The following is a 22,113-nucleotide window of genomic DNA, read 5'->3' on the forward strand; positions in this document are numbered from 1 at the left end:
TAACTGGCGTGCTACAAGTTTAATAACGCTATTACTTAATGTTGATTGTGAGAAAAATTCATGATCGGAATGGTTAAGACGAAAAATATTTGCTCAAGAGCTAATTTGGTTGGTTTACTTGTTTCATATCCCATGGAATGTAACGATACTGAGAAGCCTCAACTCTTCTGAATACTTCGCACTTATGTCTAGAAGCCAACGACTGTTTGATTTACTGCAATTACTCCGGTGTCATAAATACCCTATTTCCGCTGAACATCTGGCCGAGCAACTGAATGTCAGTGTGCGCACCATTTACCGTGATATTGCGACCCTGCAAACACAAGGTGCTGAAATAGAAGGAGAAGCGGGGCTTGGGTATGTATTAAAGCCAACATTTACGCTGCCTCCGCTGATGTTTTCAATGGAAGAGTTAGAAGCTCTTTTATTAGGTGCCGATTGGATTTCCAAACAAGCAAATGGCGAGTTTAGCGAATCGGCTAAAAACGCCATTGCAAAAATCTCAGCCGTACTGCCCGCAGATCATAAGGTCAAACATAGCCAAGAAGTCATGCGTGTTGCATCGATTATTGAAGTGCCAGAATTGACCATTGATATGTCTGAGATCCGACAGGCAATCAAACACCAATACAAAGCCAATATTAACTACCTAGATTTGAAAGGGAACTCAAGCTCACGGGTGATCTGGCCAATACTGATTGGTATGTTTCAGCAACACTATGTGTTGGTCGCTTGGTGTGAAACAAGAAATGCGTTTCGCAATTTTCGGTTAGATAGAATTGAAGATTGGCAGACACTTGAACAAAAGTACTTACCGCATCGTTCTGAGTTGCTAAAAAAATGGCAGCAAGAAGAAGGGATTAGCCAACCAAAACTACGCTACTGACAAAAACTGTCACAGGGGTTCATTACATTAACAGTCAAATCTTACTGTATGACCTTTGGAGCATGTATGTTTACATTTGATTCGTTTGTTTTGTATGTGGAAGATATTGAAATCAGTAAAGCCTTCTATAGCGATGTATTTGATTGTGAAGGACACGTTTTATCACCAACGTTTGTTTCTTTCCCATTGAAAATGGGTATCAATATTGAGCTGAAGCAGTTAGCTCAAGCCGACCCGATATCCAAGGTTACCGGTGGCGGAACGGAGCTCTCTCTGATAGTTAAAGACTCGGAGACATTGCACCATCTGTTTAACCAATGGCAATCGAAGGGCGTTAAATTCCTCCAAACACCAACAAAGGTTGTCTTTGGCCTTAGCGCTGTTGCCATTGACCCCGATGGTCACAGAATACGCCTGTTTGTACCTAATCAATAACGACCTGCTCTATACTGGTAATTAGGTTTATTAGCCGCTACCGCGAAGAGATCATTCATCAAAAAGCTCAACGATTGAGTCAGCCAACCTGCGCTGACTCTTCATTACCGCAAGTCGAATCGAAACAGATGTTTTTCTACATCGCCGAGCATGTTTGAATATTTTGCCACTTAGTTCTTAGAGTGAGCTTACATCTGAGGCAGCTTTTCTTCTTCTCTTAACGTCAGGACTTCATAACCCAAACTTGTGACTAATACCGTATGTTCAGATTGAGCAGAAAGCTTCTTATCTCGGGTAACCACTGTCCAGCCGTCTTTCTTGGTCTTTATTTTCGCAGTACCCTGATTAACCATAGGTTCGATAGTGAATATCATCCCCTCTTTTAACGTGAGTCCACTATTTGGCAGGCCATAATGAAGCACTTGAGGTTCTTCATGCATTTCGCGACCTATTCCATGCCCACAGTATTCTCTTACAATGCTGTACCCATGAGACTCGGCATATCGTTGTATTGCATAGCCAATGTCACCAAGTTTGGCTCCAGGCTTAACCTGTTTAATCCCTTCCCACATAGCATTGTAAGTTGTGTTAACCAACTGAACCGCGAGTGGTGAGGCTGAAGGCATCACATACATTTTGCTTGAATCTGCAATGAATCCATTCTTTTCGAGAGTAATATCTAGGTTGATAATATCGCTACTTTTTAGGATCTCAGTCTCTTTTGGTACTCCGTGGCACACCACTTCGTTGATGGATGAATTTAAGACGTACTGATAGTCATACTGTCCTTTACTTGCAGGACGAGCATTCAGTTCATTGACGATATATTGCTCAACTTTGTTATTGATATCCATCGTTGAAATGCCAGGTTGAACGTAGTCATCAAGCATTTTAAAAACCTGAGCAAGTAACCTTCCAGATTCTCGCATCAAAGCGATGTCTTGTTCTGATTTAATCAATACTTCCTTACGCATCAGTGTACTCTTCCGCCGTCGAAACATTTGAAGCAGAAACATTCGCTGATTGCATCAGATTCGCAATGATTTGATTGAATGAAAGTTGAGGGTGTAATTCGGCTAACATGCCCATTTTGATCCAAAACTCTGCTTGTGAATTAATTGAACGTGACATAACCGAACTTGCTTTGCGAAGTTCTTCATGAAGCTCATCCGAAATTTTAACAATTCCCATAAACATACGCTTAATATATAAATCGTATACGTAGTGTATTTATTTTGGATGCTGTGTCAAATCTAAAGGATCTAAGCTAGATGTCTTTTTAGAGCATGTTAAACGTTGACCTGCTTTTTCTTATAGCCGACTATGTTCTTAGTTTTATATAGATAGTTTCCTCTAAGGGCTTGTGTGGAAAAATGACAAACTCAATTAAAAATTTGTTCTTAGGCTATCTGGAACAACTAAAAGTTGTTGTTGAAAAAGTGCCGGAAGAGTTATTTACGGATTCCCTAACGGAAGGTATGTTCTCCCTTGAGATGAATGCACAAATAGCCGCGAACTTTCTTTTAAGGGGGTATTGCCCTTTAATCGGCAAAGATGTGATTTCCTGTACGAGCTCTCAACATGGGAAAGAGGAAGTTCTTCGTCTTATTTCAGACGTTCATATGTTATTAAATGAGTTCCCAGAAGTGACGGAGCTCGACGATAGCGTGTTGCTTTCAGATTCTGCGGGCTTCAACAACATCAACCTTCCTCAAAGCCGTTTTATATTCAGTTATATAGTTCCGAACTACATGTTCCATGTCAGCATGGTATATGCAATAGCAAGGAAAGAAGGCGTTCCACTGAGCAAAGGGGATTTTGATGGTTTACATTCCTATCCAAATGGCTTTAGCTTCATTCGATAGGTTCGTACCTTAAATTGGCACTAAAGGAGAAAAGGATCATGTTCATCGCTGTATATGAGTTTGAAGTTAAAGAAGGAAGCGAAGCCGTATTTCGGGAATCATGGCTAGAGGTGACCAAAGCCATTTATCAGCATTGTGGTAGCTTTGGCTCTCGGCTTCATCAGTCGGATGTACCGAATGTTTTCGTCGGGTATGCACAATGGCCCAGTAGAGAACAATGGGAAAAAGATCATGTTATCAGCGATGAACTCTATAAGGTCTCTCGTCAAAAAATGCATGATTGTCTGCTGAATTCGAAGACAGCCTATAAGCTTGAAGTCTGTGATGATTACCTACAACCATTCCAAGCGCAGGCATAACCAATCTCGATAACTTAAAAGAACTATGGTTTGAATCACCATTCAATTTCTATTGGCGTACCAATTCTCACTAGGCTTAAAAACTCATCCATCTCTTGGTTGGTTAAGGCGATACAACCATTTGTCCAGTCAAAGCTTTGGATGAATTGTGGGTCTCCATCATAGCCATCTTTTAAGCCGTGCACTTTTATTTCACCGCCGGGGTCAACGCCCTCGGCCTGTGCGCGCAATTTATCTCTTAGATTCGGATAACTGATACTCATCGAACGATAAAACTGACTACTTGGCATAATGTCATCCAAATAGTAGCGCCCTTCCGGTGTCCGTTGGTCACCTTCCTGCTGCTTATGTCCGCGCGGAGATTTCCCTAGAGCAATACGATACTCTTTAATCACTTCACCTTGGGATACGAGATACATACGTCGTTTGGACTTATCGACTTTGACCAGATCGACTTTCGCCACTTCAGTTTTGGGCAAGTGAGCTTTGATTGACGGGCCACGTAACACATTGCCCTGAGCAAAGGCAGTGCAGCTTATCAGTAATGAAAGGAATGAAATCAGTAGTCGCTGCATGTTTGTCGTTAGGTTGAGTCAGTGTCTAATGTTGAGCGTGGGTCATTATTAACCAATGTAGTTCCACGCTTCTAGTTGTCATTCTCTATCAATGATAGCCAGACTTTGCTCAATCTATCGCAGTTTCTGTCAGTCGAAAAGCAAACATACGCGGCGATGTTAACTCCAACTGACTAGCTTAATCTTTCTAAAAGCGCTAACACTTCGGCATGGTTGGTATGTGGGAACATATCAAACCACTGAACTTTCACCACTTTGTAGCTTGGTAAGTTCTTCACGTCTTCATTCATGGTGTGAGGATTACAGCTTGAGTAAACAATATGCTTTGGCGCAAGCGCTTCCAGTTGGTCCGTCAAACTGCTACCAAGGCCCCTGCGTGGTGGATTGACCAGCACAAGATCCGGCGCTGAATTTTGTGAGTGAGAGAACTGGGCGGAATCTAACGCGGCAAAACTCAGGTTATCGATACTCATCTCCTGCGCAGATCGTTTTGCGCTGGCAATGGCTTCCGGCTCAATCTCAATACCAATCACTTCCGTTGTTGGTGTTGAACAATGCAGCGCAAATCCGCCCACACCACAGAACAGATCCCACATTTTGCTTGGCGAAACTTCTCTTACCCAATCTCTAGCCGTCGCGTATAGCGCCTGTGCGACTTTCGGGTTGGTCTGGAAAAAGCTCTTAGGTCGAATAACCAGTGGCACATCGTTGAAGCGCTCAATCAGATACTCTTGCTCGGTCAAAAAGATCTCTTCATCACCTTCCAAACGCGCCATGTGTACTGGCTGAATGTTGACTGAAACCACTTCGATAGCAGGAAAATCTTCAAGTAATCGAGGCAGATTGTTGGTAATACGAGGCAACACCTCTTTACTACGCGCAACAAAACGCAACATGAACTTACCACCATGTTCACTGCGAGTTAGCAAGATGAATTTCAGTTCACCTTTCTTTTTGATTTTGTTGTACGGTGGGATGCCCGAAGTGCGAATCCAGTTTTGCAGATACGCCAGTAAATCCTGCATATCTTGCGGATACAAAGGACAATGCGTTAAAGAAAGAGGTTCACCATTGAGCGTATTTTCGATACCCAAAATTGGCGCATGAGCTGCGCCAAGCACAACCATTTTTGCTTTATTTCTGAATCGGGTTTCACTGCTAGTGACAGGGGACAACCACTGCTCTGGATTAAGCTCAGCCAACAGCGTTTTCAATTCGGCATCTTTTACAGAAACCTGTTGTTGATAAGGCTGAGCGCAGTTCGTGCATGAAGTACATAGTTGCTGAGTAAAGAACTCGCATTGCATAGCAGTGGTCACCAAATTTCGAAAAGCGCTAGTCTATTCGCCTAGCGACAAATCGCCAAATAAATATTTCACCTAAATACTCATGCGTCGCCACGAGCCAAACCAGCCTAGCCTAACGCTGCAAACTGAAGCTGCACATAGGCTTATTTACCTCGCACCTTATGGATGATTTCCATAACCGCGACAACAATTAAACCTGCTGCCACACCAATGGCTCCATTCAGTAACGTCGGAACCAGCGCATTGACTAAAGTTAGGTCAGGCAGTTTCATAATAATAGGCTCAACCCAATGATGAATAAACGGCACGTTGTGCACAACGATACCGCCACCGACTAAAAACATCGCGGCAGTGCCAACCACAGTCAGGCCTTTCATCAGTTTAGGCGCGAAAGCAACCAGCACACCACCCAGCTTTGCCATTAAGCCTTCGCCTTTGGATTTTCTCTCAAGATAAAAACCGAGATCATCCAGCTTTACAATGCCAGCCACCAAACCATACACACCTGCGGTCATGACCATCGCAATTAAACTCACGACGATAATTTGCGTCATCATTTCTTTGCCTTGAACCGTGCCCAAAGCAATCACGATAATTTCAGCAGACAGAATAAAATCGGTACGAATCGCGCCACTGATTTTGCTTTTTTCATATTCTTCAATGCTTACTTGTTGCAACTCCGCCATCGCCTCTTCTGGTTCTTTCTTTGGTGCGGAATGAAACAGTTTCTCCAGCACTTTTTCTGCGCCTTCAAAGCAAAGAAACAAACCACCGAGCAGCAGTAAAGGCATAATAAGCCAAGGAACAAATGAACTGATCACCAATGCAGCAGGTACTAAGATCAGCTTATTACGAAACGACCCTTTCGCCACCGACCAGACCACTGGAATTTCGCGCTCTGCGGCTACACCAGACACTTGTTGAGCGTTCAGTGCTAAGTCATCCCCCAGCACACCTGCGGTTTTCTTTGCTGCCACTTTCGACATCACAGCAACATCGTCGAGTACGGTTGCGATGTCGTCTAATAAAGTGAGTAAGCTAGCTCCAGCCATATGACATTCTCTTTTTGGGTTTGTATAAAACAAGAGGTAACATAGCAGCCTGTCAGAAATGATGAAACATCTTTAATAACGCTCATCCCATGGCATGAGAATAATTATTCCAAGGAAAGTAATGAACAATTCACAAGCTTACCCAATCGGAACCCCTGGTCAAAAATGGGGAGAGGCTGAACGCCTACAATGGCGAGCGACAACAACCATCAAACGCGAATATCAGCAAGAAGTTGTGCCCAAAATTAAAGCGTTAGAAAACGAATTTGTTGTGGAGCAATACGGTGCTTTGTCTTATGACAAAGAGCGCTACCCGCTGTTCTCAATCAAAAGCAAAAGCTGGCAAGCGAACAAACCAACCATGTTGATTACTGGCGGTGTTCACGGCTACGAAACTAGCGGTGTACATGGCGCACTTAAGTTTATGGCAAACGAAGCTAAACGCTACAAGCAGCACTTCAACATTATTGCTGCGCCTTGCGTCAGCCCTTGGGGATACGAAACCATCAACCGCTGGAACCCTAATGCGATTGATCCAAACCGTTCGTTCTATGCTGACAGCCCAGCAGAAGAGTCAGCAAACCTAATGGCATTGGTAGCAAGCCTGCCTCAAGAAGTTTTAGTTCACATTGATTTGCATGAAACAACAGACACAGATGAAACCGAGTTTCGCCCTGCTTTAGCCGCTCGCGATGGCATCGACTACGAAGCCGACAGCATTCCAGACGGTTTTTACACCGTTGGCGACACTGAATTGCCTCAGCTGGAATTCCAAGCGGCAGTTATTGAATCTGTTGCGAAAGTAACACACATTGCGCCAGCAGACGCGAACGGACAGATTATCGGTTCAGATGTGGTTCAACACGGTGTGATTCTTTACCCAATGAAGAAACTTGGCCTATGTGGTGGTGTTACCAATTGCCAATACGGCACAACAACGGAAGTCTACCCTGATAGCCCGAAAGTCACTGATGAAGAATGTAACGATGCTCAGGTTGCTGCAGTAGTTGGGGCTCTGGATTATGTGATTCGTCAGCTAGCTAACCAATAACCGCACATCTTATATAACTCTCGCCAATGTATAGCGTATTTTAAATTGACCTATGCTTAGCGATTGGTGAGACTAGCAGGATAAATCAATAAGTAACGTCAGAGGCCTTTATGATTATCCTGCACCATCTCGTTCAGTCCCGCTCTAATCGCATTGCGTGGTTATTAGAAGCGTTAAATCTTCCTTACGAAATTAAAGTTTACCAACGCGACCCTAAAACCTACGGCGCACCAGAGTCACTCAAGCAAATCGATCCGCTGGGTAAATCGCCGGTCATTACCGATGGAGAACTGGTAATTGCTGAATCTGGCGCAATCATCGAATATCTGATTGATACCTACGACACCGAGCAACAGTTCAGACCTAAAGATCCTAAAGCTCTGTTAGATTACCGTTACTGGTTACACTTTGCTGAAGGCTCAATGATGCCTTTGTTGGTAATGCGACTGGTTTTATCAAAAGCGGTCGATAAACCAATGCCGTTCTTTATTAAACCTGTGATTAAAAAGTTTGTGCAGGCGTTAAACCAATACTTCATCGACCCAAGAATTATTCCGCAACTCAAACTGGTTGATAAGCATCTGTCAAACAACAAATGGTTTGCTGGCGATGAACTCTCTGGCGCAGATTTCCAGATGGTCCTAGCTCTGCAACTTGCAACAGCACGTTGTGATATGTCTCCTTACCACCACATTAAGAAGTACATAGAGCAAGTTGAAAAAGTAGAAAGCTATCAAAAGGCGATGAAAAAACTCAGCGAATAGCCAGTTACATCAAACGGTTCTTATACTGCTCCGGCGTTTGGCCGGAGTATTTTTTAAACATGGCAATAAACGGGCTGGCTTGGTTGTATCCCAAGGTTAAGGCGACCTCTTTGACCGAGTGTCCACTTCGGAGTAAGTCCATTGAGTGCAGATAGCGAACACGCAAGCGCCACTCAGTAAAGCTCATGCCGAGTTCTGCCTGACAATATCTGGCGAGCGTTCGCTCGGTAGTGTGTACTCGCTCAGCCCACTGCTGCAAGCTGGTGTTATCGGTCGGGTTTTCTTCTACCGCCGCTAAAATCGGTGCCAAATATTTGTGGTGGCTGGACGGCAAAAAGTGCTGCTGCATCTCGCGTGTCGCAAGCTGATCAATCAATACCTGTAACAGACGTTTGTCTTCGACACTTTCCGCTACACCGATTTCGCGCATGCGGAAGTCATCAATAATCGCTGTCACAATTGGGGTAACTTTAATTAAGCTTGTTTTGGTCGGAAAAGAGTGTGTCATTTCGGCTGAAATATTGATGGAACAATAATCCAGAGGCTTACGGTTAAAACTCTTGTGTCGAGTGCCTGCTGGAACCCAAATCGCGAGATGAGGTGGAGCAAGAAAACGGGTGTCTTCCGCTTCCATTTCCAATATACCACCAGCGATTAACTGAACCTGCCCCCAAGCGTGGCTGTGTACACGCGTTTCAGTGTTCGACAAAAACGCTTCGAAGTTCATGAATACGTCTGAAGGCGCCTTAGCAATTGCTAGAGAAGGATGAAGATTTCTCGCCTGTTTTTTCACTATGCTTTCCTTGTCGATCTATGTTCCTAATGGACTATGTCTTTTTAACGATATTTATCAGGTTAAAGACTTTAAACGAGATGAAAGCAGATATCAAAACCCTAGCGTAGATAAATGAAGAAATAGCCTCTATCGGCTTCATTTTGGCTGCATAGCCAAAAGTTTAGTGGTTATAATGCGACCTTCATTTGGCTGAAAGTAAAGGATTACAGTGACATGACGGACTCGACAACGAAAGGGGATGGGAGCAACGAAGCCCTGTTGATCATTGATATGCAGATAGGCTGTTTCCACACACCAAGACACGACAGAGAAGGCGTTATTTCAAGAATCAATAAGCTTTCTCATGCTTTCCGCGCCAAAAACTTACCCGTTATTTTCATTCAGCATAACGGTATTAAAGAAAACTACTTATTGCCGGGTACAGATGATTTTGAAATCGTCAGAGAGCTTGTCATCAGTGATGCAGATTACACCGTCGAGAAAACCGTTAATGGCGCTTTCTATAAGACAAATTTGAAAGAGCTTTTAGACTCATTAAATGTCGGAACCCTGTATATCACAGGGTTAGCGACTGATTTCTGTGTTAACGCAACCATTCACGCCGCGCTGGTAGAAGACTTCAATATAGTGGTTATTTCCGATTCTCATACAACGGCTGACAAACTGGAAATGAGCGCAAGTGACATCATCAAATTCCATAACTTCATTTGGTCTAACTTAACGCCGACCGAAGGTGTTATTTCGCTTAAAACCCACGAAGAAGTGCTGAGCTAAATCGCGCTACGGATTAGCATGTTTCTGATAGGGGTATCTCCTAAATAAAAGAGCCTGCGAGTGATTTCACCAACTCGCAGGCTCTTTTGCTAATAAGGTCTGAGTGAGAGCTTATTAAGCGTTAACCACTTCTAGAATGATTTTTTCTAGCTTATCCAAACCTTCATTAAGCACATCGAACTCAATAGTCAACGGCGGTAGCAGACGAATCACGTTCGCTTTAACACCACAAGAAAGCAGGATCAGGCCATTCTCTTGAGCTTTGCTGATCACCGCTTTGGTGACATCTTGCAAAGGAGCGCCTGATTGTGGGTCCGTAAACTCAATCGCCATCATCGCGCCCGTGGTACGTATTTCACCAATCGCAGGTACAGACTGCTGTAGCTTGCTCATGCGAGCGTTTACCACTTCACCAATGCTCATTGCTTTGGTACACAAATCTTCTTCTTCGATGATTTTCAGCACTTCTAAGCCAGCTACACAACCTAGTGGTGAACCTGCATAAGTACCGCCAAGGCCGCCCGGTAAGGCTGAATCCATCACATCAGCTTTACCGACTACTGCTGAGATTGGGAAACCGCCAGCAATACCTTTCGCCATGGTCATCAGATCCGGTTCGATGCCCAAGTATTCCGTTGCAAACATTTTACCTGTGCGAGCAAAACCCGTTTGGATTTCATCAGCAATCAGAACGATACCGTGTTTGTCACAGAGTTTACGCAGACCTTGCGCAAATTCTCTTGGCGCTTGGTAGAAACCGCCCTCGCCTTGCACTGGTTCAAAAATGATCGCTGCGACGCGTGCAGGTTCGATATCACATGCAAACAGATCTTCTAGCGCCTGAAGGCTCTGCTCGACACTGATACCGTGGAAAGCGTTAGGATAAGGCGCATGGAAAATTTCACTCGGGAAAGGACCAAAGCCCACCTTGTAAGGTGCAATTTTTCCTGTTAAGCCCATTGTCATATGTGTACGACCGTGGAAACCACCTTTAAACGCGATGACGCCGCTACGACCAGTATGCGCACGTGCCACTTTCACTGCGTTCTCTACCGCTTCTGCACCTGTAGTTAAGAAGATGGCTTTTTTCTTAGTATCACCCGGAGCCAACTCGGTCAGCTTTTCTGCTAGCTCAACAAATGAAGCATAAGGCGTGACCATCGCGCAGGTATGGGAGAAGTTATCTAGCTGAGCTTTCACCGCTTCACTGATACGTTTGTTGGCATGTCCTGTATTCGTTACTGCGATACCGGCTGCAAAATCGATGTACTTGTTGCCTTCCACATCCCATACATAGGCATTTTCAGCTTTTTCTACGTATAGGGGATACAGAGCGCCCATCCCTTGAGCAATGACCTGACTTCTTCTTTGGTGTAGTTGTTGGTTTGTCATTTTTTCGTCCTTAAATTAGTTTCCGCCAAAGCACAGGTATTTCACATCCATGTATTCATCGATGCCTTGCTTCGCGCCTTCACGTCCGATACCAGATTGTTTCACACCACCAAATGGTGCGACTTCAGTAGAGATTAAACCTTCGTTGATGCCCACCATGCCGTACTCAAGCGCTTCGGCAATCTTCCATACACGGTGAATGTTTTGACTGTAGAAGTAAGAAGCCAAGCCGTAGATAGTGTCATTCGCCATTTCGATCAGTTGTTCGTCGTTCTCAAAACGAATCACAGGCGCAACTGGTCCAAAAATTTCTTGCGAGACGATCTTCATATCGTGTGTCACGTCTTTCAGCACTACAGGTTGCATGAACAGACCATCTAACTGGTACAATTCAGACACAGGTTTCGCGCCTTGTTCAATGGCTCCATCAATCAGTGCTTGGATATTCTGTTTTGCCGATTCACTGATCACTGGGCCAATGTTCACGCCAGCTTCCAAGCCGTTACCGACTTTAAGTTTCTGTACCGCAGCATCAAACTTAGTGACGAACTCGTCATACACTTTGCTGTGAACATAGAAGCGGTTAGCACACACGCAGGTTTGACCCGCGTTGCGGAACTTAGATGCAATCGCGCCGGTGACCGCGGCATCAATATCCGCATCATCAAACACGATGAAAGGCGCGTTGCCGCCCAGCTCCATGGAGGTACGTTTGATATCCGCAGCGCTTTGCTGCATGAGAATACTGCCGACCTGAGTAGAGCCGGTGAACGAAAGCTTACGAATCAGAGGATGTGTTGTGAAAATACCGCCCACTTGACGAGAGGTTTCACCCAGAACCACCTGCAACACATCGCGAGGAATGCCAGCCTGATAAGCCAACTCTGCCACTGCAAATGCAGAAAGAGGGGTTGATTCAGAAGGCTTAACGATAAAACTACAACCTGCCGCCAAAGCTGGGCCTGCTTTACGAGTGATCATCGCAATTGGGAAGTTCCACGGCGTAATTGCACAGGCAACACCAATAGGTTGCTTGATGGTCACTAAGCGTTTGTCTTTACTTGGGGCTGGAATCGTTTCGCCGTAAGTGCGTTTTGCTTCTTCGGCAAACCATTCGATAAAGCTCGCGCCATATACCACTTCACCTTGAGCTTCCGCCAACGGCTTACCTTGCTCAAGCGTCATAAGACGACCAAGATCTTGCTTGTTATCCAGAATCAGTTGATTCCATTTTTGTAGCAACGCCGAGCGCGCTTTGGCTGGCATCGCCGCCCACTCTTTCTGAGCGACACTCGCTCTTTCAATGCCATTAAGAATGTCGCTTTCTGCTGACACCGGAGCATAGCCAATGACTTCGCCAGTGGCTGGGTTAGTCACCGCTATCCCTTCCGCTTCATTCGACACCATAAACGAAAGAAGGCTTTTGTTTTGTATCTGTTGCATGGTCAATCCTTATGATGACTTTGCTGCGTTGCTCAGAAGGTTTCACCGACTGAACAACACAGCTTTAAATTACGCTGGGATCTGCTGAGTGATGCAGTGGATGTTCCCGCCGCCCAAAAGAACCTCTCTGGACGGAATACCGATAATCTGATGGTTCGGCATCGCCGCGCTCAAAATCTCTATCGCTTGTGCGTCTGTATTTTTATCAAGCAGTGGCAAAAACACATGATTATTGACGATAAGAAAATTCGCGTATGAAGCGCTTAGCCTTTCTCCTGCGCTGCGATTCATACCAGAACTCACATCAATCCCGCTCACTTCGTTCTCACTATAGTGTAGTGGTCCCGGCAGTGGTAACTTCACGATTTCTATCGCTCGACCTTTCGCATCAGTTTCAGATTTCAGAACAGCTTCTGCTTCGCGAGACAAATCGTATTGTGGATCGCTTGGATCATCTGTCCAACTTAGCACCACTTTCGCTGGCGCAATGACGTGCATGAGGTTATCAACATGTCCGTCAGTTTCATCATTAAACAGGCCATTCGGTACCCAAATGACTTTCTCAACCGCCAGATACTGTTTCAGTAGCGCTTCAATCTCTGACTTACTCAGATGAGGGTTGCGTCCTGGACTCAGCAAACACTCTTCGGTGGTGTAAAGTGTTCCTTCACCATCGGTATGGATTGAGCCACCTTCCAATACAAACGGCGCTTGATAATGATCAATGCCGATAATGTCGCAGACTGAAGCTGCCACCAAATCGTCTTGTTGCCAGTTATCATAAAGCCCATTGTATTCACCACCCCAAGCGTTGAATTTCCAGCTTATGCCTCGGCGCTCACCCTTATCATTGATGACAACCGTCGGGCCTATATCTCGCATCCAAGCATCGTTAAATGGAATGTCCACTAAGCGAACCTCTGAATCTAGCATTTCACGTGCGCGGTCATAACTGCCAGAGCATACCGCCACACGAACTTTTGCCACTTGAGAGATAGCATTAGCAATGTTGGCAAAGGTTTCTTGCGCTGGCTTAGCGTCTTCACGCCAGTTATCACGGCGTTCTGGCCAAGCTAACCACACTTCACTGACCGGCTGAAATTCAGCCGGAAAATAGAAGCCATCTTGCACCGGAGTTGTTGACAACTTCATCTTAACGCCCCTTTAAACGGTTAGTTTGCCAACGCTCGTGTAAAGGTCTGGACGGCGGTCGCGGAATAAGCCCCAAGCATGACGAGCTTTCGCTGTCGCATCTAAATCGATCTCTGCGTAGATGATGGTTTCGCCTTCGCGTGGCGCTTCTGCAATCTTTCCACCTGTGTGGTCGGTAATGAAAGAAGAGCCGTAGAAAGTAGTTTCAATGCCATCATCCACTTCTGTACCTACACGGTTTGAAGCAATAACAGGCACTAGGTTCGCAGCTGAGTGACCTTGCATTGTGCGTTGCCAGTGGTCACGTGAATCCAATGTAGGGTCTTGAGGTTCAGAACCAATTGCTGTTGGATAGAAAATCGCTTCTGCACCATGCAATGCTAGGCTACGAGCCAGCTCTGGGAACCATTGGTCCCAACAGATACCCACGCCAAATTTGCCGAACTTGGTTTGCCATACACGGAAACCTGTGTCGCCAGGGCTGAAGTAGTATTTTTCGCTGTAACCCGGACCATCAGGAATGTGTGACTTACGGTAGTTGTCCATCACTGTACCGTCAGCATCAATCATGACTAATGAGTTGAAGAAGTTGTTACCAGAACGCTCGAAATAGCTAACCGGAATCACTACGTTAAGCTCTTTAGCTAACGCACTCATTTCTTTGATTAGACGACAGTTTTCTGTTTCTTCCGCCAATTCGAAATATTTTGCTTCCTGCTTTTTGCAGAAGTAAGGGGCAGCGAACAGTTCCTGAGGAAGAATAACATTCGCTCCGTTTTGTGCCGCTTCACGAATGGCTTTTTTCGCTTTATTGAGGTTATCTTCCAGATCCCAGCTTTTAGATAGCTGAATAGCTGCAAATTTAACGACTCTGCTCATTTCGATGTTCCTTATCTCTTAAATTGCCAATTTGTCACGTAAGTTGTAGTAAGCCGCACCGATCGCTGTAAATGGAACTTGGAAATGGCGACCGCCTGGGAATGAGTAATGTTTTAGCGCAGCGAAAGCATCAAAACGTTCCGCATGGCCCGTTAATGTTTCTGCCAGCAATTTGCCCGCTAGGTGTGTACAGGTAACACCATGACCGCTGTAACCTTGCAGGTAATAAATGTTGTCTGCGAACGAGCCAAACTGAGGCATGCGTGAATAGGTCAGCAAGAAGTTCCCTGTCCATGTGTAATCGACTTTGATGCCTTTCAGTTGCGGGAAGACTTTTTCCATCTTCGGACGGATCAACGCTTCGATATTTTCTGGGTCGCGAGCGCCGTAAACCACGCCACCACCGAATAACAGACGGTTATCTGCCGTCAGACGGAAGTAGTCCAATAAGTAGTTGCAATCTTCAACACAGTAACCGCTGGTTAATACTTGTTGCAGCTGCTCGTCAGACAGAGGTTCCGTTGTAATTACCTGAGTACCACATGGAATCGCTTTGTTACTGATATTCGGTGCCAAACCACCAAGATAAGCATTGCCAGCCAGCACAAGGTACTTGCTTTTAACGCTGCCCAACGCTGTTTTCACAACTGGGTTAGCACCTTTCTCAATCGACAATACCGCTGACTGTTCAAAAATCTGACCACCCAGTGACATGAACGCCGCAGCCTCACCTAACGCCAGTTTAAGCGGGTGAATATGACCGCCACGCATATCCAAAAGACCACCGGTATAGACTTTTGTACCTACGGTTTGCTCGATTTCTTTTGCATCCAGCAGAGTAAGTTGGTCGTTACCGTAGCGCTCCCAGTTGCGCTTGTGTTCTTCAAGCCCTTTTAACTGCTTATTGTTGAGAGCGGTGAACAGGCCACCTTGTTTGAAATCACACTCGATATTGTATTTATCGATGAGGCCACGGATGATATCGCCACCTTCGAAGATCATTTCACACAAAGCTTTGCCTTGGGTTTGACCATAACGGCTTTCAATCACATCAACATCTCGGCTGTAGCTATTGACGATCTGTCCACCGTTACGGCCAGTTGCTCCAAATCCAACTTTGGCACTTTCTAGAACGACGACTTTAAACCCTTTTTCCGCCAGATGAATCGCGGAAGAAAGCCCTGAGAAACCGGCACCGACAATACAGATGTCACATTCAATGTTGTCTTGAAGTTGAGGGTAATCTGGCATATTTGGCACAGAATCAGCGTAATACGAGTCCGTATGCTTGTTCATAATCATATTCCTTTATTTATCGTAATCGTCGGTGGGCTTAACCGTGGAGACGAATCCAAGTGGTTTTGGTTTCAGTGAATTTTTCCAGAGCGTGGAGTGATTTATCACGGCCGTTACCGCTCATTTTGAATCCACCAAACGGGACAGTCATATCCCCTTCGTTGTAGTTATTGACCCAAACGGAGCCAGCTTGTAGCTGCTTGGCAACACGGTGTACTCGATTGATGTTGCTGCTCCACAATGCGGCACCTAAGCCGTATTTAGAATCGTTGGCAATCTCGATAGCTTCAGCTTCATCCTTAAATGGAATGACGCAAAGTACAGGACCAAAAATCTCTTCCTGAGCAACACGCATTTTGTTACTGACGTTGTCCAAAATGGTTGGTTCAACAAACGCGCCTTGACCTTCAACATCACCACCACAACGCAGCGTTGCGCCTTCAGCCTGACCTAGTGAAATGTATTCCAGTACTTTCGCTTTGTGGTCTTGGTCGATAAGCGCGCCCATCGATGATGTTGGATTCATAGGATCTTTAGGCGTGAACGCTTTTGCTGCTGCAATCACTTTTTCGATGAACTGATCTTTGATGCTCTCATGAACCAGCAAACGAGTCGCGGCAACACACACTTCACCTTGGTTATAAAAACAACCAGAAGCCGTTTCTGCTGCTGCGCGGTCTAAATCGTCGCAATCTTCAAAAACGATATTGGCGTTCTTACCACCAGCTTCCGCGAAGACGCGTTTCAGGTTGCTTTGACCTGAACTGACCATCAACTGACCAGCAATCCGTGTTGAACCGGTAAAGGCGATGCAATCTACATCGTGGTGTTTTGCTAAGGCATCACCTGCTTCATGACCGAAGCCAGTAATCACTTGGAACACACCGTTAGGCATGCCTGCCTGAGCCGCAAGCTGACCAAGGAAAATCGCGGTTAAAGAAGATTTTTCTGAAGGCTTTAGAATAACGCTGTTACCCGCAGCCAATGCTGGGCCAAGCTTCCAACATGCAATCCATAGAGGGAAGTTCCACGGAACAACAGCAGCAATAACACCAATCGGTTGATGGGAAATAAAAGCGTGTACGTCTTTTTCTGTCGGTGCGACTTCACCGTACACTTTATCGATCGCTTCCGCGTACCAGCGCAGTGAATTAGCAGCACCTGGAATATCGGTAGAAAAACTGTGGGAGATAGGTTTACCGGTGTCGAGCGTTTCAAGTAGTGCTAGCTCTTCACGGTTTTGTTCAATCAGGTTAGCGAACTGATTCAGTACTGCTTTTCGATAAGAAGGACTGCTTTCACTCCACTGACCTGATTGAAAAATTCGTCGAGCGTATGATACCGCAAGATCGACATCTTCACTTTGGCAACGAGCGATTTCTGTAATGATTTCGTCTGTTGCTGGGTTTACTACGGGAATCGTCTGCCCGCTCAGCGCGGCGCTGTATTCACCGTTAATATAGGCCCGGTTTTCAATGTTTAGATTATCTTTTAACTCAATCCATTGCTCTTGGGTTTTCATACGCTCTCCTTGTGATCACACAAGGCAAGCGCCACTTAGAAAGTGGTTGGCGTATGCGCACTTATCATTCGACAAGCCTTGTCTGTGTGATTAGTAAATCTATGCGGCTCGTTCGTATCAATAACGTACGACTCGCCAGCTTTGATAACGTGAGATTTGCCTTTGTATTCCAGAGTGATTTGTCCCTCTAAAACCGTGCCTATCTCTTCGCCTTCGTGTTCGATTTCTCTCGCACCTGTCGTTCCAAAAGGTGCGTACTCTTCAATCAGGAATCCAATCACCTGATCTTTTTTGCCATTGGTCACTAGTTTCATCGAGACAGACTCACTGCCCATTTCAACCAGTTCCTCAGATGGAATAACAACCTTCGCTTCATTTTTCGGAGATTGTTCAATCATGAAAAACTCCGAAAGAGATAAAGAAAAAACATTGACGATCTTTTGCAACGAGCTCACCGACGGGCTCACTTTGCCATTCTCGATAGAAGAGATAGCACTGTGTGTTATGCCAGCTCTTTCAGCGAGTTCCCTTTGTGACAATTCATGCTTTTTACGCAACTGAACAATAGTTTTTCCAATCTCCAAATTGTCCATCAATATGCAGCTCCAAACGTTAACGTGAGGCTGCCATCATAAACTCTTTAAATAAAATTTGTGAGAAATGATTTGTTTTAGCTTTCCATTCTGGGTGCCACTGAACACCAACAAAGAAATCTTGCTCGGGAAGGCTAAATGCTTCTATCAAACCATCGGGGGCTTTAGCTTCTACTCTTAACTGAGGTGCCAACTGTTCCACACCCTGATTGTGTAAAGTGTTGACGTGGAAGTGAGCTGCATTTTCCCACTCCTCCTCTTTCAGCCAACGCTCAAACAAACTCTGCTCTTGTACTAATACCAAGTGGCCGTGTGCGTATTTTTGTTCAAAATCTTCAACATCCGATTCTCGGTGGTCATTAAAACCTGAATCGTGAACGGCTGGATTCAGCGTTCCGCCCAGTGCAACGTTCATTTCCTGAAAACCACGACAAATGCCTAAACATGGAATGTTTCGGTCAATGGCTTTTCTAATCAGAGAGATAGAAAGCTCGTCACGCGCTTCATCTCGTTTATTTTCAGTGTGGCTCGCGTTGTAGCGATGCGGTGCAACGTTTGAATGGCTACCTGGGAATAAAAAGCCATCACAGACATTCAAAATTTCTTCCACTTCATCACCAGACATGTCTGGCGCAAGAATGATTGGCATTCCACCAAAATCTTTGACAGCGCGAAGATAAAATCCATTAACCGCTTGAATTTGATAGCCGTTGAGCTCCTTCGTACAGCTAACAACGCCAATGATCGGTTTGCGTTTTCCTACCATGACAATTCCGTGTTCGATATATTTAACATTTACACTACAAACCGTGTACAAAATTATCAACACGGATGTTCAAAATAATGGCAATAACGTGACACTGAGCACCTTTTTAGCATTAAAAGTGAATATTCATGCCCATTATATTGAACAAAACAAAAACGACTGTTACAAAATAGTTAACAAGAAACACATGAAAGCAACTCACCAGAATTCAACGCAAAACAATAAGTGACTGTTTCAATTACAAATAACTGAAGAAACCATATTTCAAAGATGAAGATGTGATTTTTTTGTTAAAAGTTATCTCTAATTTCGATACGTCAGTTTATTCGGAGAAGAAAAATGGAAGCTTATCTACAGGAAGTACAAAATTTTAAACAAAACTGGCCCAGTATTGAGTTTGTCGACCTCATATTCACAGACATAAATGCAGCCCCAAGAGGAAAACGAATCCCAATCAATGCATTAGATAAATTGAACAAAGGTGTTGCCCTACCGCTCTCTACTATTTCCCTTGATACAAAAGGTAACGTTGTTGAATCGGCCGGGCTTGGAGAAGATCTAGGCGAGCCGGATAATTTGTGTTTCCCGATCAGCGGAACACTAATGCCAACAGCCAAGGAGCAGGTCGGGCAACTACTGATCAGCATGATGGATGAAAAAGGCGAACGACCAAATCCACTTTTCATCCGTAATATCGTTTCTAGCATGCTAGAAACACTCGCGAGCAAAAATCAGTTTCCCTGCATAGCACTAGAGCTTGAGTTCTACTTGATCGATAAAGTTCGTGGTGAGCATGGCGAACCGTTAACCGCCATTAACCCAACCAAAAAAACGCGAGAGAAAGACACCGAAGTTTATGATTTAGATGGATTGGACGACTATGCTGACTTCCTTTCTGATTTAAACCGTATTGCTTTCGAACAAGGGTTAAATACTTCTGGTGCACTTTCTGAATCCGCTCCGGGTCAATTCGAGCTTAACTTCAACCACTCGAAAGATGTTCTGCGAGCCTGTGATGAAATCATTATCGCGAAGCGCTTGATCCGACAAATTGCTCACCAACATGGTTTCGACGCAACTTTCATGGCGAAACCTTTCGCAGATCAAGCGGGTAATGGTATGCACATTCACCTGAGCTTGGTCGATAGCGAAGATAACAACCTCTTTAGCCAGCAAGATGGCCAAGCAAGTTCCCTTTTCTATCAAACAATGGCAGCGATGCTTTCACAAACATCTCAAGCCATGGGTTTGATTTGCCCTAACGTTAACTCTTACCGCCGTTTCACTCCTGGTGCTTATGTTCCAACGAAAGCCAACTGGGGAGAGAACCACCGTGGTGTTGCGCTACGTGTTCCAATTAGTGACAAGAACAACCGTCGAATAGAACACCGTATTGCAGGTGCTGACGTTAACCCCTATATTCTCGCTGCAGTTGTACTTTCCGCAGTATTAGCGAGTGATAACTATACCAAGGAGCAATGTCCTCCACCTTTAAGTGATAATGCGGTAACTCTGCCACTACGCATGCCTGAAGCCCTTGACAGGCTAGAGCGCAGCGAACTCAATCAATATATTTCGAGAGAGTTTATTGACCTGTATCTAGCTTGCAAACGAAGTGAGCTCGCTGAATTTGAACGAGCTATCACCCCAATGGAAATCGACTGGATGTTACACTCAGCATAAACAAAGGAACTGTACTTCATGACTAGTCAAACCAAAGCGCTGGAAGCGCCACTAAAGATTAATACGCAACATATCTTTGTCTCTCTTATATCCTTAGCCACGTTTATATTTTTTACGGCGATAGGATTAAACCACGAAGAAGGCGAACTCTACGGGTGGATGAGCCTTCTACCAACAACGCTGGTATTGGTGTTTGCACTGACCACTCATCGCACTGTTGAAGCGCTTTTCAGCGGTGCTATTGCTGGGGTGTTGTTGCTTAATCCAAGAGAAGCGGTTGAACAAATCGTGGATATTTCAATGGGCGTAATGATGGATGAAACCATCGCCTGGATTATTCTCGTATGTGGCCTGATGGGTGGCTTGATTGCGGTACTGGAAAAAGGCGGTAGCATTCTGAGTTTCTCAGATATGTTAGTTACTAAGGTTAAAAGCCGCAGACAATCGATGTTGATGACGTTTGTTCTGGGCATTGTTATTTTCATTGATGACTACTTGAATGCTATTGCTATCTCTTCTTCTATGAAGAAAGTAACTGACGGTTACAACATCTCCCGCGAGAAACTGTCTTACTTAGTCGATTCAACAGCAGCACCGATTTGTATTCTTGTACCGATTTCAACGTGGGCGATTTTCTTCAGCTCACTACTGGAAGCAAACAACGTTGCTGAAGCGGGTGAAGGTATTAAGACCTATATTGAAGCGATTCCTTATATGGCTTACGGTTGGGTAACACTGGTGATTGTGCTGCTGGTTGCGATGGAGAAGATCCCAGATCTGGGTTCAATGAAAGTTGCTGAACAGCGTGCGAAAAATGGTCAAGTTCGCCCAGACGGCGCAACAGACATCGACTTTGGCTCTGATATCTCCTCTCACACTAATCCAACCATGGGTTTGATTAACTTCCTTCTTCCTATGATTGTGCTTGTGGCTGCAAGCTGGTACTTCGGCATTGATTTGCTGGCTGGTGTTTTCGTTGCCCTTATCTTCACTATCTGTTTCTACGGCGCTCAAAGACTGATTTCAATGAACGACATGTTCGAGTCTGTTTACGATGGCATTAAAGTCATGTTGCTGCCTCTTGCAACTGTTATCGGCGGCTTTATGTTGAAGTCAGTGAACGACCAGCTAGGCGTAACTCAGTATGTTATTGAAACAGTGAGCCCTTACCTATCTGCTTCTTACTTCCCAGCGATTATCTTTATGATTACCGGCGCTTTGGTATTCGCCACTGCATCATCTTGGGGTACTTTTGCAGTAGCAATGCCAATCGTTCTGCCATTGGGTGAGCAGCTTGGTGTTCCGCTACACCTAACGGTTGCAGCACTGCTTTCTGCATCGGCTGCGGGTAGCCACTCATGTTTCTTCAGTGACTCGACTGTCCTGTCGGCACAAGGTTCTGGTTGTACACCTATGCAACACGCGACTTCTCAGTTCCCATATGCGCTTATCGGTATTGTCGCCACTGCTATTTTCTTCTTAGTGATTGCGTAAATCTCTAACGAAAAAGTACACCAAAACAA

Annotated in this window: 23 protein-coding genes; 9 read left to right on the forward strand and 14 right to left on the reverse strand. The window is 45.0% G+C overall.

Annotated features, from left to right (window positions below):
* Nucleotides 1–184 precede the first annotated feature (184 nt).
* Both L3V23_RS06310 and L3V23_RS06315 read left to right on the forward strand, forming a co-directional pair.
* Nucleotides 185–886 carry a YafY family protein gene (locus L3V23_RS06310; RefSeq protein ID WP_102965762.1) on the forward strand — a complete coding sequence of 234 codons (702 nt, stop codon included), beginning with the start codon at nt 185–187 and terminating at the stop codon, nt 884–886.
* Between the two features lie 66 nt (nt 887–952).
* Nucleotides 953–1,321 (forward strand): VOC family protein, encoded by a 369-nt coding sequence (locus tag L3V23_RS06315; protein WP_102965761.1) that lies wholly within the window; start codon nt 953–955, stop codon nt 1,319–1,321.
* 188 nt (nt 1,322–1,509) lie between these two features.
* Here the strand turns inward: L3V23_RS06315 and map are convergent, their stop codons facing one another.
* Together map and L3V23_RS06325 are read right to left on the reverse strand one after the other, a co-directional pair.
* Nucleotides 1,510–2,295 carry a type I methionyl aminopeptidase gene (gene map / locus L3V23_RS06320; RefSeq protein WP_102965760.1) on the reverse strand — a complete coding sequence of 262 codons (786 nt, stop codon included), beginning with the start codon at nt 2,293–2,295 and terminating at the stop codon, nt 1,510–1,512.
* Entirely contained in the window at nt 2,288–2,512 is a 225-nt protein-coding gene (locus L3V23_RS06325) for a ParD-like family protein (protein ID WP_042481345.1), read from the reverse strand. Before L3V23_RS06325 ends, map begins: the two co-directional genes overlap by 8 nt.
* 182 nt (nt 2,513–2,694) lie before the next feature.
* On the opposite strand from L3V23_RS06325, the gene L3V23_RS06330 reads away from it, so the two are divergent.
* The gene (locus L3V23_RS06330) at nt 2,695–3,186 is read left to right on the forward strand and encodes a DUF1993 family protein (RefSeq protein WP_237292050.1); all 492 of its coding nucleotides are present in this window, start codon (nt 2,695–2,697) and stop codon (nt 3,184–3,186) included.
* A gap of 38 nt (nt 3,187–3,224) precedes the next feature.
* Complete coding sequence (locus tag L3V23_RS06335) at nt 3,225–3,545, forward strand: antibiotic biosynthesis monooxygenase (RefSeq protein ID WP_102965758.1); 321 nt, start codon at nt 3,225–3,227, stop codon at nt 3,543–3,545.
* A gap of 35 nt (nt 3,546–3,580) precedes the next feature.
* Here L3V23_RS06335 and L3V23_RS06340 read toward each other — a convergent pair whose 3' ends face one another.
* The 3 genes from L3V23_RS06340 to L3V23_RS06350 form a co-directional block, all read right to left on the reverse strand.
* Entirely contained in the window at nt 3,581–4,120 is a 540-nt protein-coding gene (locus L3V23_RS06340; protein ID WP_102963733.1) for a L,D-transpeptidase family protein, read from the reverse strand.
* 173 nt (nt 4,121–4,293) lie between these two features.
* On the reverse strand, nt 4,294–5,427 hold the full coding sequence (rlmC, locus tag L3V23_RS06345; protein ID WP_237292051.1) for a 23S rRNA (uracil(747)-C(5))-methyltransferase RlmC: 1,134 nt from the start codon (nt 5,425–5,427) through the stop codon (nt 4,294–4,296).
* A gap of 143 nt (nt 5,428–5,570) precedes the next feature.
* On the reverse strand, nt 5,571–6,479 hold the full coding sequence (locus L3V23_RS06350; RefSeq protein WP_102965756.1) for a DUF808 domain-containing protein: 909 nt from the start codon (nt 6,477–6,479) through the stop codon (nt 5,571–5,573).
* 121 nt (nt 6,480–6,600) lie between these two features.
* On the opposite strand from L3V23_RS06350, the gene L3V23_RS06355 reads away from it, so the two are divergent.
* Nucleotides 6,601–7,530 (forward strand): M14 family metallocarboxypeptidase, encoded by a 930-nt coding sequence (locus L3V23_RS06355; protein WP_237292052.1) that lies wholly within the window; start codon nt 6,601–6,603, stop codon nt 7,528–7,530.
* A 110-nt stretch (nt 7,531–7,640) separates the two neighbouring features.
* Nucleotides 7,641–8,294 carry a glutathione S-transferase gene (locus L3V23_RS06360; protein ID WP_042481365.1) on the forward strand — a complete coding sequence of 218 codons (654 nt, stop codon included), beginning with the start codon at nt 7,641–7,643 and terminating at the stop codon, nt 8,292–8,294.
* Nucleotides 8,295–8,298: 4 nt separating this feature from the next.
* Here the strand turns inward: L3V23_RS06360 and L3V23_RS06365 are convergent, their stop codons facing one another.
* On the reverse strand, nt 8,299–9,087 hold the full coding sequence (locus L3V23_RS06365) for a helix-turn-helix transcriptional regulator (RefSeq protein ID WP_237292053.1): 789 nt from the start codon (nt 9,085–9,087) through the stop codon (nt 8,299–8,301).
* 216 nt (nt 9,088–9,303) lie between these two features.
* Between L3V23_RS06365 and L3V23_RS06370 the strand changes: the two genes are divergently transcribed.
* Nucleotides 9,304–9,864, forward strand: a complete 561-nt coding sequence (locus L3V23_RS06370; RefSeq protein ID WP_237292054.1) for an isochorismatase family protein — start codon at nt 9,304–9,306, stop codon at nt 9,862–9,864.
* Between the two features lie 114 nt (nt 9,865–9,978).
* Here the strand turns inward: L3V23_RS06370 and gabT are convergent, their stop codons facing one another.
* The 8 genes from gabT to L3V23_RS06410 all read right to left on the reverse strand — a co-directional run bounded on the left by gabT (nt 9,979) and on the right by L3V23_RS06410 (nt 18,907).
* Nucleotides 9,979–11,256 carry a 4-aminobutyrate--2-oxoglutarate transaminase gene (gene gabT, locus L3V23_RS06375; RefSeq protein ID WP_042481393.1) on the reverse strand — a complete coding sequence of 426 codons (1,278 nt, stop codon included), beginning with the start codon at nt 11,254–11,256 and terminating at the stop codon, nt 9,979–9,981.
* A gap of 15 nt (nt 11,257–11,271) precedes the next feature.
* The gene (locus L3V23_RS06380; protein WP_237292055.1) at nt 11,272–12,699 is read right to left on the reverse strand and encodes an NAD-dependent succinate-semialdehyde dehydrogenase; all 1,428 of its coding nucleotides are present in this window, start codon (nt 12,697–12,699) and stop codon (nt 11,272–11,274) included.
* A gap of 69 nt (nt 12,700–12,768) precedes the next feature.
* Nucleotides 12,769–13,851 carry an agmatine deiminase gene (gene aguA, locus L3V23_RS06385; RefSeq protein WP_237292056.1) on the reverse strand — a complete coding sequence of 361 codons (1,083 nt, stop codon included), beginning with the start codon at nt 13,849–13,851 and terminating at the stop codon, nt 12,769–12,771.
* Nucleotides 13,852–13,863: 12 nt separating this feature from the next.
* Nucleotides 13,864–14,730 carry an N-carbamoylputrescine amidase gene (gene aguB / locus L3V23_RS06390; protein ID WP_102965743.1) on the reverse strand — a complete coding sequence of 289 codons (867 nt, stop codon included), beginning with the start codon at nt 14,728–14,730 and terminating at the stop codon, nt 13,864–13,866.
* A gap of 18 nt (nt 14,731–14,748) precedes the next feature.
* Complete coding sequence (locus tag L3V23_RS06395) at nt 14,749–16,026, reverse strand: FAD-binding oxidoreductase (RefSeq protein ID WP_042481404.1); 1,278 nt, start codon at nt 16,024–16,026, stop codon at nt 14,749–14,751.
* Nucleotides 16,027–16,063: 37 nt separating this feature from the next.
* On the reverse strand, nt 16,064–17,548 hold the full coding sequence (locus L3V23_RS06400) for an aldehyde dehydrogenase (protein ID WP_237292057.1): 1,485 nt from the start codon (nt 17,546–17,548) through the stop codon (nt 16,064–16,066).
* A gap of 35 nt (nt 17,549–17,583) precedes the next feature.
* Nucleotides 17,584–18,141 carry an HTH-type transcriptional regulator PuuR gene (gene puuR / locus L3V23_RS06405; protein ID WP_042481409.1) on the reverse strand — a complete coding sequence of 186 codons (558 nt, stop codon included), beginning with the start codon at nt 18,139–18,141 and terminating at the stop codon, nt 17,584–17,586.
* 19 nt (nt 18,142–18,160) lie between these two features.
* Entirely contained in the window at nt 18,161–18,907 is a 747-nt protein-coding gene (locus L3V23_RS06410; RefSeq protein ID WP_042481412.1) for a gamma-glutamyl-gamma-aminobutyrate hydrolase family protein, read from the reverse strand.
* Nucleotides 18,908–19,246: 339 nt separating this feature from the next.
* On the opposite strand from L3V23_RS06410, the gene L3V23_RS06415 reads away from it, so the two are divergent.
* Both L3V23_RS06415 and L3V23_RS06420 read left to right on the forward strand, forming a co-directional pair.
* Nucleotides 19,247–20,590: a glutamine synthetase family protein gene (locus L3V23_RS06415; RefSeq protein WP_042481415.1), complete on the forward strand. Its 1,344-nt coding sequence runs from the start codon at nt 19,247–19,249 to the stop codon at nt 20,588–20,590.
* 18 nt (nt 20,591–20,608) lie between these two features.
* Complete coding sequence (locus L3V23_RS06420; RefSeq protein WP_180980294.1) at nt 20,609–22,084, forward strand: Na+/H+ antiporter NhaC family protein; 1,476 nt, start codon at nt 20,609–20,611, stop codon at nt 22,082–22,084.
* Nucleotides 22,085–22,113 lie beyond the last annotated feature (29 nt).

Origin of the sequence: Vibrio sp. A1-b2, assembly GCF_021726015.1 — a bacterium.
Taxonomy (GTDB): Bacteria; Pseudomonadota; Gammaproteobacteria; order Enterobacterales; family Vibrionaceae; genus Vibrio; species Vibrio diazotrophicus.

Bases quoted from the DNA above. Each gene is read 5' to 3' on its own strand.
- L3V23_RS06415 (WP_042481415.1), top strand. From the start codon at position 19,247: ATGGAAGCTTATCTACAGGAAGTACAAAATTTTAAACAAAACTGGCCC.
- gabT (WP_042481393.1), bottom strand. From the start codon at position 11,256: ATGACAAACCAACAACTACACCAAAGAAGAAGTCAGGTCATTGCTCAA.
- map (WP_102965760.1), bottom strand. From the start codon at position 2,295: ATGCGTAAGGAAGTATTGATTAAATCAGAACAAGACATCGCTTTGATG.
- L3V23_RS06315 (WP_102965761.1), top strand. From the start codon at position 953: ATGTTTACATTTGATTCGTTTGTTTTGTATGTGGAAGATATTGAAATC.
- L3V23_RS06310 (WP_102965762.1), top strand. From the start codon at position 185: ATGTCTAGAAGCCAACGACTGTTTGATTTACTGCAATTACTCCGGTGT.
- L3V23_RS06400 (WP_237292057.1), bottom strand. From the start codon at position 17,548: ATGAAAACCCAAGAGCAATGGATTGAGTTAAAAGATAATCTAAACATT.
- L3V23_RS06410 (WP_042481412.1), bottom strand. From the start codon at position 18,907: ATGGTAGGAAAACGCAAACCGATCATTGGCGTTGTTAGCTGTACGAAG.
- puuR (WP_042481409.1), bottom strand. From the start codon at position 18,141: ATGGACAATTTGGAGATTGGAAAAACTATTGTTCAGTTGCGTAAAAAG.
- L3V23_RS06325 (WP_042481345.1), bottom strand. From the start codon at position 2,512: ATGGGAATTGTTAAAATTTCGGATGAGCTTCATGAAGAACTTCGCAAA.
- L3V23_RS06420 (WP_180980294.1), top strand. From the start codon at position 20,609: ATGACTAGTCAAACCAAAGCGCTGGAAGCGCCACTAAAGATTAATACG.
- L3V23_RS06380 (WP_237292055.1), bottom strand. From the start codon at position 12,699: ATGCAACAGATACAAAACAAAAGCCTTCTTTCGTTTATGGTGTCGAAT.
- L3V23_RS06330 (WP_237292050.1), top strand. From the start codon at position 2,695: ATGACAAACTCAATTAAAAATTTGTTCTTAGGCTATCTGGAACAACTA.
- aguB (WP_102965743.1), bottom strand. From the start codon at position 14,730: ATGAGCAGAGTCGTTAAATTTGCAGCTATTCAGCTATCTAAAAGCTGG.
- L3V23_RS06350 (WP_102965756.1), bottom strand. From the start codon at position 6,479: ATGGCTGGAGCTAGCTTACTCACTTTATTAGACGACATCGCAACCGTA.
- L3V23_RS06335 (WP_102965758.1), top strand. From the start codon at position 3,225: ATGTTCATCGCTGTATATGAGTTTGAAGTTAAAGAAGGAAGCGAAGCC.
- L3V23_RS06355 (WP_237292052.1), top strand. From the start codon at position 6,601: ATGAACAATTCACAAGCTTACCCAATCGGAACCCCTGGTCAAAAATGG.
- L3V23_RS06340 (WP_102963733.1), bottom strand. From the start codon at position 4,120: ATGCAGCGACTACTGATTTCATTCCTTTCATTACTGATAAGCTGCACT.
- aguA (WP_237292056.1), bottom strand. From the start codon at position 13,851: ATGAAGTTGTCAACAACTCCGGTGCAAGATGGCTTCTATTTTCCGGCT.
- L3V23_RS06395 (WP_042481404.1), bottom strand. From the start codon at position 16,026: ATGAACAAGCATACGGACTCGTATTACGCTGATTCTGTGCCAAATATG.
- L3V23_RS06360 (WP_042481365.1), top strand. From the start codon at position 7,641: ATGATTATCCTGCACCATCTCGTTCAGTCCCGCTCTAATCGCATTGCG.
- L3V23_RS06370 (WP_237292054.1), top strand. From the start codon at position 9,304: ATGACGGACTCGACAACGAAAGGGGATGGGAGCAACGAAGCCCTGTTG.
- rlmC (WP_237292051.1), bottom strand. From the start codon at position 5,427: ATGCAATGCGAGTTCTTTACTCAGCAACTATGTACTTCATGCACGAAC.